Genomic DNA, 15,433 nt, shown 5'->3' with positions numbered 1-15,433 from the left:
TCTCTTTCTATACCTTATACTGACAGAACAAGAAAAGTGGCTTGTTTGATCCGGCAAACCCTACTTAGCAGAGGCGTCGTGGTAGCTGACCTCTTCCTCTTCCACAGAAGCGCGTCCAAACACCTTGGCCACCCACTTCGGCAGGAAGATAGAACCCAGCACCAGGTATGGATAGTAAGTAATGAGGCGATAAAGCACCACCACAATGTTGCTGAAGCGGCCCAGGAACAGGCCGAAGAAGCTCGGGAAAGCCATCTCCACTATACCTGCCCCTCCCGGCGTAATAGCTACCAGCATGACGATCCAGAAGATCAGATTGCGGGAGATGATCAGCATGTGCTCGGCAAAGGTCACATCGGTAAAGGCGGCGATCAGACAGTTGAGCAGGAAGTAGCGGGCACTCCACACGAAGATGGTCGAGATAATGGCCCGGGCCCAATAGTTAAAGTCTTTACCGCGCAACTGTTGCGAGGCCCATACGATCTCGTTGCCATGGTGGAAGGCGTTGATGCGCCACTTGCGCAACAGCTTCCAGCCGGTCAGCTTCAGCAGGATCCACTTGAAAGCACGCGGACGTACAAACAAGGCATAGATCATAATGAAGGTATAGACGGCTATGAGGGTATAGCTGATGTAAAATGCGGTTTTGAGTGCGTTGACATCGGTAGCCGAGAGGCCAAAGTCAGGGAAGACCTCACCCTGCGTGGCCAGCAGCGCAATAGGAGCCGCGATGATGAAGAACATGTTGTCGAGCACAGCCGTGAGCATGACGTAGGCCAGCGACTTACCCAGCGGTATACCTTCTTTGTTGAGCACAATGGTGGCAATAGTGGTACCACCTACTACAGAGGGCGTAATGGCCGAGGCAAACTCCCAGAGCATGATCACATCCAGACTGTTGCGCCAGGTCAGGAATTTGTCAGTGAGGCTGCGGATGCGGTACATGTAGCCCAGGTCGCGGATCACGAGCACGAGCAGCGCGGCGGCCAGCCACCACCAATTGGCTTCGGCTATACCTTTCAGATCACTGAGCTTGTCGTCTTTGATGAACAGCCAGGCCGTAGCGCCCAAACCCAGCAGTACCGGGATCAGTATCTTGATCGGACTAAAGTTCTTCAGTATGGTCTTTTTATTCTGGTCCATGCAGGCTATCGTAACCCAGTTCTTTGGCGCTTGCTCTTAGCGGCTGACGTGCAAAACTACTTAACTATTCGGCAACTCGGGGGAAACAGTTCGGCTTTTTCAGGATTTTCGGGATTTGCTATTCGAGGATAAGCTGCGTCACCTGAGCTGCTTGTCCCTCGGCTTTGGTAATGATGAAGTCATTAAAGCCATCCCCTACCTCTATACCGATCAGGTTGAGCTGCAGCATGTCCAGGATCGCCAGAAAGTTGAAGATCATGCCGATCTTGTCCGGGAAGGCCGAAATGATCTCAGAAAATGCTATCTGGTTCTTCTCTTCAATGATACGGGTGATATAGTCCCGCTGCTCCTCTATGGTATAAGGATAGGTAAGCACGGTGTGCTTCGGACGGTTCTGCTCCTCTTCGAACCGGTGCATCACTTTGTCGAACACCCGCATCAGTTTGTAGAGGCTCAGGTCCTGCAGTTCGTACTCAAAGTGGTTGGCATTGGCGATCTGCTGCAATTCTTCGTTCACATTGCCACGGTTTTCCTGCGCCAGCCGGAAGTCTTCCATCTGGCCAAGGTCACCAAGCACCGCTTTGTACTTCTTGTACTCTAACAGATGCTGCACAAGTTCCTGGCGCGGGTCAATCTCGTTGCCTTCTTCATCCTTCTCAGTGCGTGGCAGCAGCATTTTAGCCTTGATGCGCATGAGTGTGGCAGCCGTCAATATAAAGTCGCTGGCCACCTCAATGTTGAGCTGCTCGAGCTGCCGCAGGTAGCCCATGAACTCGTTGGTGATCTGGAAGATGGGAATATCGTGTATATCCAACTCGTCACGCTCAATGAAGAAGAGCAACAGGTCGAACGGCCCCTCAAACAACGGTAATTTAATTTCGAAACTCACTTCTCTGGCCTTTGGTTAATGCGCTGATTGCTGCAGATGGACAAAAATACTAATTTATTCGGATGAAATAGCAGCGCGAGTGCTACGTTATAGAAGCCGTACCTGCATGATTTCCAAACAAAATAAGCTTACACCTGTATAAGTGTAACGTTATCAAGTGGCGCGATTGCTGTTAAGTTCCATCATACGAAATCCATATTGGCTATCAATCACTTACCACACTTATCGCATATACCACTGTTGGCTGCCCTGATAGGATAGGGAGGAGAAATAGCAGCTTGTATTCTGATTTTTGCTAACTTTACGTTTTGTCTGGCTAATTGTATTTTTCGCTTTGCAAACTTTTGCCGGAAAAATTTGTTGGAAGTCTATAATAAAGACATTTCTATGATCATCAAACCAGGAGAGCTTCTTGCCTCCATTGACACACCTGCTGACCTGCGCAAAATGAAGCCAGAGCAACTGCTGCAGGTATGCCAGGAGCTAAGGCAATATATCATCGATGTGGTATCGATCCACGGCGGTCATTTTGGGGCCAGCCTTGGGGTGGTGGAACTGACCACGGCACTGCATTACGTGTTCCAGACCCCTTACGATCAACTGGTATGGGATGTGGGGCATCAGGCATACGGGCACAAGATTCTGACCGGCCGTCGCGACAACTTCCATACCAACCGCAAGTATGGCGGACTCTCTGGTTTCCCTAAGCGTAAAGAAAGCGAATACGATACCTTTGGCGTAGGCCACTCGAGCACCTCTATTTCGGCGGCGCTGGGTATGGCTGTCGCCTCACAATACAAAAACGAAGAAGATCGCCAGCACATTGCTGTGATCGGTGATGGCGCCCTGACGGGTGGTATGGCTTTTGAAGCCCTCAACCACGGAGGCGCGACCAATGCCAACCTGCTGGTAGTCCTCAACGACAACTGCATGAGCATTGACCCGAATGTGGGCGCTCTCAAAGAATACCTAACCGACATTACCACCTCCCGCACTTACAATAAGCTGCGCGATGAACTCTGGAATGTACTAGGCAAGATCAGCAAGTTCGGTCCAAATGCACAGCACATTGCCTCTAAGGTGGAGAGCGGCATCAAGGCTACACTTTCCAAGCAGAGTAACCTGTTCGAAGGTCTGAACTTCCGCTACTTCGGTCCGATTGATGGGCACGACATCAACCATTTGGTGTCGGTAATGGAAGACCTGAAGCGTATACCTGGTCCGAAGATCCTGCATGTGCTCACCACCAAAGGCAAAGGCTTTGCCCTCGCCGAAAAAGACCAGACCAAATGGCATGCGCCAGGTCTGTTCGACAAGATAACAGGTGAGATTTACAAGAAACACCACGACACGCCGCAGCCTCCTAAGTACCAGGATGTTTTTGGTCATACGATGGTAGAACTGGCCGAGCAGAATGACAAGATCATGGGTGTTACGCCTGCGATGCCATCTGGCTGCTCGCTCAACATCATGATGAAGGCAATGCCGGATCGTGCCTTTGACGTAGGTATAGCCGAGCAGCATGCAGTAACATTCTCTGCAGGCCTGGCCACGCAAGGCCTGGTGCCGTTCTGCAACATCTACAGCACGTTCATGCAGCGCGGTTACGACCAGGTGGTGCACGATGTGTGCCTACAGAACCTGCATGTGGTGTTCTGCCTTGACCGTGCTGGCTTCGCCGGTGCTGATGGTCCGACGCACCACGGCGCTTACGACATTGCCTACATGCGCTGTATCCCGAACATGGTGGTAGCTGCCCCGATGAACGAGCAGGAACTGCGCAACATGATGTATACGGCTTCACAAGAAGGAGCTGGTCCGTTCACGATCCGCTACCCACGTGGCGAAGGCGTAATGCCGGAATGGCGCACTCCGCTGGAACTACAGCAGATCGGTAAAGGCCGCACCGTGCAGGAAGGCGAAGAGGTAGCGATCCTGACATTCGGCCACATTGGTAACTATGCCGTGGACGTGTGCCAGAAACTGAGCTACGAAGGCATCAACCCGGGCCATTACGACATGCGCTACTGCAAGCCGCTGGACGAAGAGTTGCTGCATCACATCTTCAGCAAGTATAGTAAAGTGATCACCGTAGAAGACGGCTGCCTGCAGGGTGGATTCGGAAGTGCAGTGCTGGAATTCATGGTCGACAACGGCTATACGGCACAGGTGAAGCGCCTCGGTATACCTGATCAGATATTCGAGCACGGCTCACAGCTGGAACTACACCGCGACGCTGGTTTCGACCCGACTGCGATTGAAAACACTGTACGAGAGATGATCGGTGTAGCAGTGAAGGTATAAGATTAGACAAAAGAGTTTTTGACGATAAGACAAACCCCGCAGTTCTTCAGGAGCTGCGGGGTTTTTGTTTTAATTCCCCTGTATGGATCAGATCCGGTTCTTTCCAGGGGAAATAGGCTTAAAATAAATTGTCATTCTGTAAAGAACCTTGGTTAAAATAGAGGGTCCCTACCCCCGGGAAGTTAAGCCAATGCTACGTGCGCGGATAGGGGCCCTCTTTACCAAGATCCCTACGGGATGACAAAAAAAGTAGAATGAACCCACCCTGCTGTAGGGACAGGTCGCGACTTGTCCGCAGCATAGCCTAGCTGATGAAACAAGAAATTATCCTTTGCGATATACCTGCCAATCTATACTTTTATACCATCTGAAAACTACTCGTGCATGATTCAGACAGGTTGCGGCCTGTCCCTACAGATAAACCCCACAAACTATGACAAAACACGCTACCTATACCGATCACGGCTCCGGCGATCCCATCGTTTTCCTGCACGGCTTCTGCGAGAGCACGGCTGTTTGGGATGATTTTGCAAATCCGTTGCAACAGAAGTTCAGAACTGTGGCGCTGGACCTGCCCGGCTTCGGAAATAACACCCAAGGTATAGCAGACTACAGCATGGAAGGTATGGCTGACTACGTGAAGCAGCAGCTCGAGCAACTAGGTGTGAAAAAGTGCATCCTGGCGGGTCACTCCATGGGCGGCTATGTGAGTATGGCCTTTGCGGAGAAGTATAGCAACATGCTCAGCGGCCTCTGCCTCTTCCACTCCTCCGCCCTCCCCGATACCGACGAGAAAAAGGAAAACCGCAACAAGACCATTGAATTTGTGGAGAAGCACGGCGTAGAAAAGTTCATGCAGTCTTTCATAGAGCCGCTCTTCTATAGCGAGAACCGTGGCCGGCTCAAAAAGGAGATTGCGCTGATGAAAGAGATCGGCACTGCAACACCCCAAGAGAGTATAACCCAAGGTCTTGCCGCTATGCGCGACCGCAAAGACAGAACCGAAGTGCTGGCCGCTGTTAAGTTTCCGGTGCTATTTATCTTCGGGAAGGACGACGGTGCCGTGCCACTCGACAAAGCCTTGGAGCAATGCCACCTACCTGACAACAGCATGGTCTACTTCCTCGGCAAAACCGGCCACATGGGTATGTTCGAGCGCACCTACGAAACCCGCAAAGCCCTGGAGAAATTCGCTGAAACGATTTATGGGTGAGGTTTTAAAAGCGCCTCCAACCCGCATCCTTCCTACCATTGTGCTTTCGCAGTTTGCGGGTACTTCGCTTTGGTTTGCCGGCAATGCGGTGCTGCCGGAGCTTAAGGCTTCGTTGCAGTTGCAGGACGGTGCCTTGGCGCTGCTGACTTCGGCGGTGCAGCTAGGTTTTATAGCGGGCACGCTGGTATTCGCTTTTCTTTCGCTGGCCGATCGTGTGTCGCCGCGCCTGCTCTTTATGCTGTGTGCTTTGCTGGGAGCTGTTGCCAATGCCTTGGTGGTATTTGCTGCGAAAGACCTTTATGCCGTGCTGTTGCTTCGGGCGCTGACTGGATTTTTATTGGCAGGTATCTACCCTGTCGGAATGAAAATAGCAGCCAGCTGGTATAGCACGGGCCTGGGCAAGGCGATTGGCTACTTAGTGGGCGCATTGGTGTTAGGCACTGCATTTCCGCACTTGATCCGGGCGCTGGGTGCTGACCTGCCCTGGCAACAGGCCATGCTAGCGGTAAGCGCCATGGCAGTGACAGGCGGCTTGCTCCTATACCTGTTTGTGCCCGACGGTCCATACCTGAAGAAAGGCGCGACCTTCAAGCTCAGCAACATGCTGCAGGCTTTCCGTGACCGGGCTTTCCGGGCGGCGGCTTTTGGTTACTTCGGTCACATGTGGGAGCTCTATACCTTGTGGGCATTCACGCCGCTGATCCTGGCGCTTGCAATTCCACAACTCAGTCCCGGTGAGGTGTCGGCTTACAGCTTCGCCGTGATTGCGGCCGGGGCAGTAGGCTGTATTGGGGGTGGCTACCTTTCGCAGGTATGGGGGAGTGCTCGGGTGGCTTTTGTGCAACTGCTGCTCTCCGGCCTGTGCTGTCTACTTTCGCTGGTAATGCTGCAACTGGATACACCACAACTGCTTATACCATTCCTGCTCTTCTGGGGCATCGTCGTGGCGGGGGATTCGCCGCAGTTCTCAGCTCTTACTGCACAAACCGCCCCTGCGCAATTGGTTGGCACAGCGCTTACCATTGTAGTGGCCATTGGTTTTGCCATAACGGTGATCAGTATTCAACTCACGGGCTTTTTGTTCACGCAGTTGCAGTTGCACCATACCTTGGCGCTGCTGGCTGTCGGACCGGCACTGGGCTTGCTGGCGCTGCGACGTCTGGTGTAACGCACAGCGTAACTTGTCTGGCTATACCTGGTTTGGCGGCTTATACCTTAGTCGGCCTAACAAAAAAGCCGATCCAAAACGGACCGGCTTTCCTGTTCAATAAATACTTTTATTTCTTAGTCAGCTTTCAGCTCCATCTTAGAGCCATCGCCACCTACCAGGTGCATTTCTTTGTCTGTCAGTTTCTCAACTGTGAAGTTCTGCGACACGTCGGATCCTTCAAAAGTTAGAGACAATCGTCTGCCTGCCTGGTCGTAGGTCCAGGTGCCGGTTTCAAGTGAGCCACCGCCACCCATGGCAAAGCGGCCATCCGAGTAAAACTGCATCGTTTCCTGCTTTTCTTCCTGGGTCAACTTGTCTTTGTCGCCGGAGGCGGTGAGTTCTTTGTCAGCTTTCCAGGTCTTGCTGCTGCCACCTGAGATCATGTTGGCGTTGCCCGCATCATCGCCATTGCCTCCGCAGCTAGCCATGAAGGCCATCAGCATGAAGGCCATCACAAAAGTCCAGGAGGTTTTTACTCTGTTCAATGTCGCATTCATCTTATTCATAGTTTATGGTTGTACATACCTGCGCCTGCTCATGCAGGAGACGTGCATTGATTACGGCTAAAGTACATGAAAGTTAATGCAAGCCGTCTCAATAAAACCAATCACGCAGGCACCACAACCATGCCCCCCTATTGGCGTATCTATTTAAGCAGCTGTGCATTCACGGTTGTGCTTAAAACGAGTACTGACATTAAAATAACTGAAATATGGGATTGCGTGATTTTTTCAAAAAAGGAGAGCAAGAACCTGCCAAGAAGAGCTCCGATCAGGTTAACAAAGTACCCGGCCAGTCCGAGGACCACAAGTTTTTTACAAACAAAGACGAGCAGCAGGTAACGGATCCAAGCGCCAACCAGGATGTGTATACCGTGCAGAGCGGCGACTCACTTTCCAAAATCGCCAAGAAACTTTACGGCGATGCCAACGCCTGGAACAGAATTTACGAAGCGAACAAGGACACTATCGGTGGAAACCCAGACCTGATTCGTCCGGGCCAGCGTTTTAAAATTCCGAGAACTTAAGCAGCAATTGCTATAAAACAAAACAGCCGGTTTCTGCAGAAACCGGCTGTTTTGTTTAAAGATTGAGCGGATACCTATACCGCGTGTAAATGGGTTCAAGGTTACGGGTCGCAGGTTTCCATACAGGCATTGCTGTAAACCCTTTTGTGATAATATCTTTTACTATTTCTTCCTGAATACTTTTAGGAAGGATCACATTTTCTACCTTTCCTTCGTCCGTGATATCAAAGTCTACATAAACTACCTTCTCAAATTTAACCCCTGATAGTTTCAAAGGGTTAACGATGTATTTGCTCATGTAACTCTGGTAAGCCTTATCACCACCCGGAAACTCAGGCGCTGTTGTTGGATGCTCTTCATATATAAAAGGTTTGTCCTCCAGTTGAGCATATACCTTATAGTAGTTTGGCTTCGATTTAACTTTCACAGCTTCTACTTCCCATCCCATCACACTAGCTACTACAGGATAATTCCCTGCGTATATTTGCGGATCAACCATCCATCTCTCTACTTTTTGCAAGTAGTAAGGCTCATTCCCTACTTCAAATCTATCAATGCCCGAATTAAGATAAGCTAAACTTGGCTTGAATTTCTGGTCTTTTACCAGCTCCCCATCAGAGAATAACTGCTCTATCTCTGACTGCCCTTTGTTATTGGTTCTGCGCCAAAGCCCATCTTTCAGGCCGTTGCGGTAGTTGCCCTCAAGCATGGCTTTGCTTTTCTCATCTTCTTCCAGCTTAATGCTGACCTTACCATTGCCATTTTTGACCTGTTGTTTCCCGTCTTCGCTCCAACTGTGCATCACTTTTACACCAAGGCTATCGTACAGCAGCACGTTCATTAATTGGCCGTTGGGCCACCAGAACTTCCACTCTCCTACACGATGGTCGTTTTCGTAGGCGCCACTGCTCTCTGGTTTCCCATCAAAATGGAAGAACTGCCAGTGTCCTCTCTTCAACCCCTTATCATAAAAGCCATTTGCCAGCACCTTGCCGTTCGAGTAGTAGTCAATCACATCGCCATCAAAGCTAAAACCTCGCAACGTCTTAAGTTTGGCTACTGTATCCGGCATCATAACTGAGCGGGCAAATGCCGCATGTTCCTGCTTGGTGATCAGCCAGTTGGTGTTATAGAATATCATTTTTTCTTGCTGCGCAAAGGTCGTACCCAACCATAGCGTAAAGAAAACAGAAAGTATAGCGTGCTTCATAAAAGAATAAATTCAGGCGGCAAACATAATCAAAAAAGCCCGCCAGACCATACAGTCCTGCGGGCTTTTGAGAAATCAATAAGTACTCTTTATTTGCTTAGAAACGCTCGTCAGCAGAGAAGAAGAAGTCGCCTTCGATCTGTGCGTTCTCGTCAGAGTCAGAGCCGTGTACGGCATTTGCCTCGATAGACTTGGCGTACACCTTACGGATCGTGCCTTCCTCAGCCTGAGCCGGGTTAGTAGCGCCGATCAGCTTGCGGAAATCCTCTACTGCGTTGTCTTTCTCCAGGATCATGGCTACGATCGGGCCAGATGACATGTACTTCACCAGGTCACCGTAGAAAGGACGCTCCTTGTGTACTTCGTAAAACTTACCGGCACGCTCCTCAGTCAGTCTTGTCTTCTTCATCGCCACGATGCGGAAGCCACCTTCCTCGATCATTTTAGTAATGCCACCGATGTTGTTGTCTGCAACCGCATCCGGCTTAATCATGGTAAATGTGATGTTTCCAGCCATGTCTATTGTGTTAATATGTGTATGTTTCGTTTTGAAGGTGCAAAATTAGCGCATTTAGCTTAATTATAGCAGCACTTTGGCTACACTTTCTGCAAATATTTATGTTAATGCACGCACGGCTCTACCTGTATGTAGTGCCTTGCTCCTGCTCACTGGTCCGCCTACGATGTCTTAAAACGCTATTTTATTGCTTTAGAAGTTATTTTTACAGAAATTTGCGCCTTATATCCCTATTAATCAGCGGATTTATAACAAGCTTTATGCACGACATTAATGCTCTCAAAGAGCTTCTGAGAGAACCTAAAGAGGTGATGATCACCACACACCACAAACCGGACGCCGATGCGTTGGGTTCGTCACTGGGTCTGGCCGGCTACCTCAAAAAGCTGGGGCACCGGGTTACCGTGATCACTCCTTCCGACTACCCTAACTTCCTGAATTGGATGGAGGGCAACGATGATGTGCTCGTTTACTCTGAGAAAAACGACGCCCTGGTACGCCGCATCATCGAAGAGTCGCAGATGATCTTCTGCCTTGACTTTTCTAACCTGTCGCGCATCAACGAAATGGGCGAGTACATCCGTCAGGCAAAAGGTACCAAAGTGCTGATAGACCACCACCTGCAGCCGGAAGATTTCGCTGACCTGGATTTCTCCAACCCACAGGCCGCCGCTACTGCTGAACTGGTATACGACCTCATCAAGGCCCTGGGCGACGGCGACAAAATCGACACAGGTATAGGCGAGTGCCTCTATGCCGGCATCATGACCGACACAGGTTCTTTCCGCCACCCGAGCACTTCCAAAAACGTGCACCTGATCATAGCTGATCTGCTACACATCGGGGTGAACACCTCTAATATTCACCGCCTTATCTACGACAGCTCTTCGGAACTACGTCTGCGCTTCCTGGGTTATGCCCTCAAGGACAAGCTGGTCGTGCTTCCTGAGTACAGAACAGCTTATATTGCCATTTCAGCCGAGGAGTTGAAAGCATATGACTCCAAAACCGGCGATACGGAAGGCCTGGTTAACTTTGCGCTGTCCATCGAAGGCATCGTTTTTGCAGCCGTGATCATCGATCGTTCGCAGGCTGTGAAGATCTCTTTCCGATCGGTAGGCAATTTTTCTGTCAACGAATTTGCCCGTGCCAACTTTAATGGCGGTGGTCACAAGAATGCAGCCGGCGGCATGTCCATAGACAGCCTCGAAAATACAGTGGCCAGGTTTGAAAGCCTGCTGCCACAATACAAAGAGCAGCTGCAGGCTTCTGTTTAGTAACAAACATTTTATCCAACCTATAACCCATGCTATTTAAATCAAAGTTCTTATTGCCGGTACTAGCCGGTGCTATGTTGCTGCAATCCTGCGGCGACAAAAACAAAAGCGACGAATTCCGCACGACGGCTGACGGCCTGGCTTATAAGATATATGAGCAAAAAGACGGTGAGTATGTGAACCGTGGTGAGATAGACCCGAACGACACGACAGGCGCACGTCTTGGTCAGGTGATCACGATGCACATGTCGTACCGCACGGCTGACGACTCTGTATTGTTCGACTCACGCCAGCAAGGCCAGCCGGTGATGCTGCCGGTAATGGAGCCTACCTTTAAAGGTAGCCTTGAAGACGCTCTGACGATGATGCGTGCTGGTGACAGCGGCGTGTTCAAGATCAGTGTGGACTCACTTTTCGCCAATACCTTCAACCAGCCGATGCCTCCTTTCATCAAGCCAGGCACGCATTTCACATTCTTCCTGAAAGCTGACAAAATCCAGTCTGAGGAAGAGGCGATCGCAGACCAGCAGAAAATGTTTGAGGAGCAGATGCTTGCTCAGCAGGAGCGTGCCAAAGAGCAGATCAAAGTTGATGACGCCAAAATTCAGGAGTACATCAAAGAGAAAGGCCTGAAGAATGTACAGAAGACAGACGCTGGCGTGTACTACGTGGTAACACAGCCTGGCAAAGGCCCGAAAGCAAAAGCAGGTGACAATGTATCAGTACATTACAAACTGTCTTTCCTGGACGGTAAAGAGCTGGAGTCTTCTTATGACAACCCAATGAGCGGTGGTCAGCCATTCACATTCCCGCTTGGCCAGGGTCAGGTAATTCAGGGCTGGGACGATGGCATTGCGCAGCTGAACGAAGGCAGCAAGGCCATTCTGCTTATACCTTCTACATTGGCTTACGGCGAGCAGGCTCGTGGCGAGCAGATGCCTGCCAACTCCATCCTGCGTTTCGACGTGGAGCTTGTTGATATCAAAAACTAATTTCCAATTACCCTTAACCCGATTACCATGAACCTGAAACACAAAAAGCAGAAACTGAGCATATGGCTTGCTAAGGCTCTCTTCTTGTTCGTTGTACTGGTCTCTTTTGCGTCGTGCAAGGAAGAAAATAAAAATCCTTATTACGTGACGCCTGAGCAAATAGAGGCTCAGAAGAAGATAGACGAGGAAACGATCCGGAAATACTTCAGGACCAACAATGTGGACACGACCAAAGTTGTGCGCCTGAACAGCGGTATTTACATCCTGACAAAAAAAGCTGGTGAAGGTGATGTGATCAAGCCAGGGCAGTATGCTGAGGTAAACTACATTGGCCGCAATGTGAGCAATGATGTATTTGACAGCTCGTTCAGAAGCGGTAAGCCATTCTCGGTACTAGTAGGCGCCGGACAGGTGATCAAGGGTTGGGATGAAGGACTACAGCACTTGCGCAAAGGCGAGGAAGCGAATCTGTATATCCCATCTTACCTGGGCTATGGTTACTATGGTAGCAACAGCATTCCGCCAAACTCCGTGCTGATATTTGAAATAGATGTGTTGCAAGTACGCTAGCAGCTATTTATACCTAAACAGAAAAGGCGATGCTCGATGCATCGCCTTTTCTGTTTATCAGCTCAGCACTTCCGAAAGGATTGCCAGTGACTTGATCTCTCCCAGTCGCTCAACATGGAGCTGATAATAGCGGATCAGGATAGAAAGCATCTCGCGGCGCACCTTGCCGTTCGGTATAGTTGCCTGCGCCGGCGTATGCAGCAGCTGGTCAAAAAGCTGCTCGTAAGCCTGCAGTGCCAGCACCGGCGGGGCGTCGGTGAGCGACTGCGCATTAGGCGAGAAGGCCACTTGCTCCACAATCTCAGTTCCGCTGCTCGGCCCAAAACCCAGGTGGTGGCTCAGGTGCAGCAGGAAGATCAGGTGAAAATTTTCGAAATGCTCCTGCAACTCGTCGAATTCAATGATGGCATTGAATAGGAAATGAAACAGCGCAGGGTTCTCCTCCTCCTCTTTGATCGTGCGTGACACCATTTCAGACAGAAACAACAGAATGCTACTCTTGCGGATGTCAAAGGGTATGGTCGAGAAGGGGTAGGCGCTCTTATATTCAGAGATGCGTGTCAGGCCGCCTTTGTGTGAGGTATAGACCACCATATCGAGCAGCGTGAAAGGCTGGAACAGGGCAATACGGGAGCCTGTGCCTTTTTTGCGCACGCTGTTCACGATGTACGACTGCACGCCCAGTTGCTCGGTGTATACCTTGGCGATGATCGACGACTCGCGAAACTTGATATAGTTGAGTACGATGCCTCTTGTCTTGACTAACATTTACTCCAGTACGGCTATTTTAGTGATACAGGTTTGACGTGCCTCGCGGTCAGCTGCGAAGACCAGGTATACGCCGGCTTTTACGCGCTTGCCGTTGTACCCGCGGGCATCCCAGGTGAGCGTGCCACCAGTGGCTTTGACTTTGTACACCAGCGTGCCGTTGATGTCGGTGATGCGCACATCGGCGTTGTTTGGCAATCCGGACACGCCAATCAGACCAGTATAATCAGGCCTTACCGGGTTCGGGTATACCTGGGCGCACTCAGGTTTGCCTTCTGTAATCGTAGCGCCTGAACGATAAGAAGCTATACCTTCATCTGTCACCACAAACACTTCGCCTGAGCTATGCTCTATAGCTACTGACAATACTCTATTAGAAGGCAGTGGACTGTTCTGCATGGTAAAATGCTGCAGCAGGCGATCCCCATCCGGGCTGAAGAGCCAGAGTCCGTTGTCGGTTGCCATCCACTTGCGGTTGGCACCGTCCACGGCAATGTCGCGCACCAGTTGCCCACCGAGCAGCGGCCGTCCCTCAATGATCGGGATTCGGGCATCGTACACCTGACCAGCGAACACAGCGGCCGTACTATAAAATACACCCACTCCCGCTGATGTGCCGATCCACATGTCGCCGTTCAGGTCCTTGGTGATGCTGTGCACGGCACCGCTTGGCAGGTTGCCATTGCCAGCACCTGCCCTGAGCTCCCGCACCTGCTGTCTTGCCTCGTCGTACACTACCAAGCCGTTACGCACATTACCTGTATGGCTAATACTCAACCACTTGTACCCATTATCGTCTATCGCCAGTCGTTCCAAGTTGTTGTTATCGGCTATATCTGGCAGGTTGAACCCCTGCCACTCCCCGTCCGGACGCAGCACATGCAAGCCCAGCGCACCGGCTACCCGATGGCGGTTCACCACCCATACCTGCCCGGCAGCATCCACGGCCACATCAGTCAGGCGTACCTGCTCGGTGCGGTCGGTAGTTGGCTGCGTGCTGAGCAGCGTGCTGTTAGTGCCATTGTAGAGTAGCGGTTGCTCCTCTCCTTTCCAGACCAGCAAGCCATTCCCGTATGTCGCCATGTATACATGTCCCGTCACCGGATTGTAGACTGCATCCACAAAGTCTCGGAGCGGCGTGCCACCTGACGGTGATAAAGCAGGGCTGTTGTTATACCATTGCCCGCCCTGGTAACCGTAGTAGCCATCAGTGCGGTTGAGGGGCTGGTAATTATCGCTGTAGCCTCCGCTGAGCACATACACCACCCCATTGCCAGCAGCCACCCGGAAGCTGTTGCTTGACGCAGGACCTGGCGGCGCGAAGGCCATTACATCACTCCCAAGCCCCCTGGCGACTAAGCCTTTATTCCTGTCAGCGATCCAGGTGGTGCCCTTATCGTCCTGCACTGCCATGCGCGGAGACTGTATAGCTTGGTGCTCTAACATGGAAGCTGTACCACGGTTGTCGACCAGCAAAACGCCCTCTTCTGTAACCCCTAGCAGGTAATTGGCAGAAGCTTGTAAGTGCGCAATAGTACCAAGCTCAGGTATAGGCACTGACTCCAAAGCGCCTTGCCGGAGTATCCCAAGTCCGTGACCTGCCACTGCCAGGTATACCTGATCCTGAAAAGAGGCCATGGCAGTTAGGTTAGCATTTTGTGGAAGGCCAGTAGACACTGCCTGCCAACTGCGGAAATCTTTGAGGTTGCTTGTCAGACGGTTGGCACGCCATACCTGCCGGTCCGTCATCAGGTATAACCAGTCGCCTTGTACGGTGCTTGCTTTTATAGCCAGGCGTTCACCACTTGGCCCCAGATTAGCATAGGTGTCTTTAATCTCCTGCCGGGCCAGGTCAACCACCACCACGCCAAAAGCTGTGGAGAGGTAGGCTGTTTTGTAATGGATGTGAATATGATGAATGGTTTTGTCCCCGTCGACGGCAAGGCGCAGGATGGAAGGCAGATTGACAATGCGGTTCTCCTGCAGCAGGTCGATGTTGGCGTTGGCGTAGGCGATAACAAGTGTAGCTGTTTCCGGATCGTAGCCAATGGTGCTGATGCGCTGCTCACTCAGTCCGTCGATGCGGGTGACAGGCTGCACATTCCGGTACTCCTTGTCATAATAGAAAAGGCCCTGATCGGCTGCCAGGTATACGCGGTCACCGGCATCGGCCACGGCCCTGCCTTGGGTATAAGGCACGTGCAGCTGCCACTGCCCTATACCTACCGGACTCTGTGCCTGCACCAGTGCCGGCAGCCAAAGCAGCACGACAGACAGGTATAGCAAACGCAAAAGCAGCTTCGGCACAGGTAT

Annotated in this window: 14 protein-coding genes; 7 read left to right on the top strand and 7 right to left on the bottom strand. The window is 51.2% G+C overall.

Features of this window, described 5'->3' with window-relative positions; all coding sequences use genetic code 11:
• Window positions 1–60 precede the first annotated feature (60 nt).
• Window positions 61–1,143 (bottom strand): lysylphosphatidylglycerol synthase transmembrane domain-containing protein, encoded by a 1,083-nt coding sequence (locus tag Q1A54_RS01705; RefSeq protein ID WP_007654689.1) that lies wholly within the window; start codon window positions 1,141–1,143, stop codon window positions 61–63.
• Between the two features lie 118 nt (window positions 1,144–1,261).
• A complete protein-coding gene (locus Q1A54_RS01700; protein WP_299984617.1) occupies window positions 1,262–2,032 on the bottom strand; it encodes a segregation/condensation protein A in 771 nt (256 codons plus the stop codon).
• Between the two features lie 387 nt (window positions 2,033–2,419).
• Between Q1A54_RS01700 and dxs the strand changes: the two genes are divergently transcribed.
• The 3 genes from dxs (at window position 2,420) to Q1A54_RS01685 (ending at window position 6,717) form a co-directional block, all read left to right on the top strand.
• Window positions 2,420–4,336 carry a 1-deoxy-D-xylulose-5-phosphate synthase gene (dxs, locus tag Q1A54_RS01695; protein WP_299984615.1) on the top strand — a complete coding sequence of 639 codons (1,917 nt, stop codon included), beginning with the start codon at window positions 2,420–2,422 and terminating at the stop codon, window positions 4,334–4,336.
• A 433-nt stretch (window positions 4,337–4,769) separates the two neighbouring features.
• Window positions 4,770–5,549 (top strand): alpha/beta hydrolase, encoded by a 780-nt coding sequence (locus tag Q1A54_RS01690; RefSeq protein ID WP_299984613.1) that lies wholly within the window; start codon window positions 4,770–4,772, stop codon window positions 5,547–5,549.
• Window positions 5,542–6,717, top strand: a complete 1,176-nt coding sequence (locus tag Q1A54_RS01685) for an MFS transporter (RefSeq protein WP_299984611.1) — start codon at window positions 5,542–5,544, stop codon at window positions 6,715–6,717. Before Q1A54_RS01690 ends, Q1A54_RS01685 begins: the two co-directional genes overlap by 8 nt.
• Before the next feature lie 116 nt (window positions 6,718–6,833).
• Here Q1A54_RS01685 and Q1A54_RS01680 read toward each other — a convergent pair whose 3' ends face one another.
• Entirely contained in the window at window positions 6,834–7,265 is a 432-nt protein-coding gene (locus Q1A54_RS01680; RefSeq protein WP_196120129.1) for a lipocalin family protein, read from the bottom strand.
• A gap of 206 nt (window positions 7,266–7,471) precedes the next feature.
• Here Q1A54_RS01680 and Q1A54_RS01675 point away from each other — a divergent pair, with 206 nt between their 5' ends.
• Window positions 7,472–7,786 carry a LysM peptidoglycan-binding domain-containing protein gene (locus Q1A54_RS01675; protein ID WP_007654673.1) on the top strand — a complete coding sequence of 105 codons (315 nt, stop codon included), beginning with the start codon at window positions 7,472–7,474 and terminating at the stop codon, window positions 7,784–7,786.
• A gap of 55 nt (window positions 7,787–7,841) precedes the next feature.
• Here Q1A54_RS01675 and Q1A54_RS01670 read toward each other — a convergent pair whose 3' ends face one another.
• Both Q1A54_RS01670 and Q1A54_RS01665 read right to left on the bottom strand, forming a co-directional pair.
• Window positions 7,842–8,996, bottom strand: coding sequence for a hypothetical protein (locus Q1A54_RS01670; protein WP_299984607.1), 1,155 nt, complete (start codon window positions 8,994–8,996; stop codon window positions 7,842–7,844).
• Between the two features lie 97 nt (window positions 8,997–9,093).
• Window positions 9,094–9,513 (bottom strand): nucleoside-diphosphate kinase, encoded by a 420-nt coding sequence (locus tag Q1A54_RS01665; protein ID WP_007654671.1) that lies wholly within the window; start codon window positions 9,511–9,513, stop codon window positions 9,094–9,096.
• Between the two features lie 260 nt (window positions 9,514–9,773).
• On the opposite strand from Q1A54_RS01665, the gene Q1A54_RS01660 reads away from it, so the two are divergent.
• From Q1A54_RS01660 to Q1A54_RS01650, 3 genes are read left to right on the top strand one after another with little or no spacing between them, the layout of a single operon-like run.
• Window positions 9,774–10,790: a bifunctional oligoribonuclease/PAP phosphatase NrnA gene (locus Q1A54_RS01660; protein ID WP_299984605.1), complete on the top strand. Its 1,017-nt coding sequence runs from the start codon at window positions 9,774–9,776 to the stop codon at window positions 10,788–10,790.
• A 29-nt stretch (window positions 10,791–10,819) separates the two neighbouring features.
• Window positions 10,820–11,782, top strand: coding sequence for an FKBP-type peptidyl-prolyl cis-trans isomerase (locus Q1A54_RS01655; RefSeq protein ID WP_196120135.1), 963 nt, complete (start codon window positions 10,820–10,822; stop codon window positions 11,780–11,782).
• 27 nt (window positions 11,783–11,809) lie between these two features.
• Complete coding sequence (locus Q1A54_RS01650; protein WP_196120137.1) at window positions 11,810–12,352, top strand: FKBP-type peptidyl-prolyl cis-trans isomerase; 543 nt, start codon at window positions 11,810–11,812, stop codon at window positions 12,350–12,352.
• 57 nt (window positions 12,353–12,409) lie between these two features.
• Here Q1A54_RS01650 and recO read toward each other — a convergent pair whose 3' ends face one another.
• Both recO and Q1A54_RS01640 read right to left on the bottom strand, forming a co-directional pair.
• Entirely contained in the window at window positions 12,410–13,120 is a 711-nt protein-coding gene (gene recO, locus Q1A54_RS01645) for a DNA repair protein RecO (RefSeq protein WP_299984602.1), read from the bottom strand.
• Complete coding sequence (locus Q1A54_RS01640; protein ID WP_299984600.1) at window positions 13,121–15,427, bottom strand: T9SS type A sorting domain-containing protein; 2,307 nt, start codon at window positions 15,425–15,427, stop codon at window positions 13,121–13,123.
• Between the last annotated feature and the right edge of the window lie 6 nt (window positions 15,428–15,433).

The sequence above is a fragment of the uncultured Pontibacter sp. genome (genome assembly GCF_947502515.1).
Taxonomy (GTDB): Bacteria; Bacteroidota; Bacteroidia; order Cytophagales; family Hymenobacteraceae; genus Pontibacter.
Note: the sequence above shows the minus strand (reverse complement) of the source record. Positions and strands in the feature narration are given on the sequence as shown.

Excerpts from the sequence above, each read along its gene's own strand:
- Q1A54_RS01705 (WP_007654689.1), bottom strand. The coding sequence starts at position 1,143 with ATGGACCAGAATAAAAAGACCATACTGAAGAACTTTAGTCCGATCAAG.
- dxs (WP_299984615.1), top strand. The coding sequence starts at position 2,420 with ATGATCATCAAACCAGGAGAGCTTCTTGCCTCCATTGACACACCTGCT.
- Q1A54_RS01690 (WP_299984613.1), top strand. The coding sequence starts at position 4,770 with ATGACAAAACACGCTACCTATACCGATCACGGCTCCGGCGATCCCATC.
- Q1A54_RS01685 (WP_299984611.1), top strand. The coding sequence starts at position 5,542 with ATGGGTGAGGTTTTAAAAGCGCCTCCAACCCGCATCCTTCCTACCATT.
- Q1A54_RS01680 (WP_196120129.1), bottom strand. The coding sequence starts at position 7,265 with ATGAATAAGATGAATGCGACATTGAACAGAGTAAAAACCTCCTGGACT.
- Q1A54_RS01675 (WP_007654673.1), top strand. The coding sequence starts at position 7,472 with ATGGGATTGCGTGATTTTTTCAAAAAAGGAGAGCAAGAACCTGCCAAG.
- Q1A54_RS01670 (WP_299984607.1), bottom strand. The coding sequence starts at position 8,996 with ATGAAGCACGCTATACTTTCTGTTTTCTTTACGCTATGGTTGGGTACG.
- Q1A54_RS01665 (WP_007654671.1), bottom strand. The coding sequence starts at position 9,513 with ATGGCTGGAAACATCACATTTACCATGATTAAGCCGGATGCGGTTGCA.
- Q1A54_RS01660 (WP_299984605.1), top strand. The coding sequence starts at position 9,774 with ATGCACGACATTAATGCTCTCAAAGAGCTTCTGAGAGAACCTAAAGAG.
- Q1A54_RS01655 (WP_196120135.1), top strand. The coding sequence starts at position 10,820 with ATGCTATTTAAATCAAAGTTCTTATTGCCGGTACTAGCCGGTGCTATG.
- Q1A54_RS01650 (WP_196120137.1), top strand. The coding sequence starts at position 11,810 with ATGAACCTGAAACACAAAAAGCAGAAACTGAGCATATGGCTTGCTAAG.
- recO (WP_299984602.1), bottom strand. The coding sequence starts at position 13,120 with ATGTTAGTCAAGACAAGAGGCATCGTACTCAACTATATCAAGTTTCGC.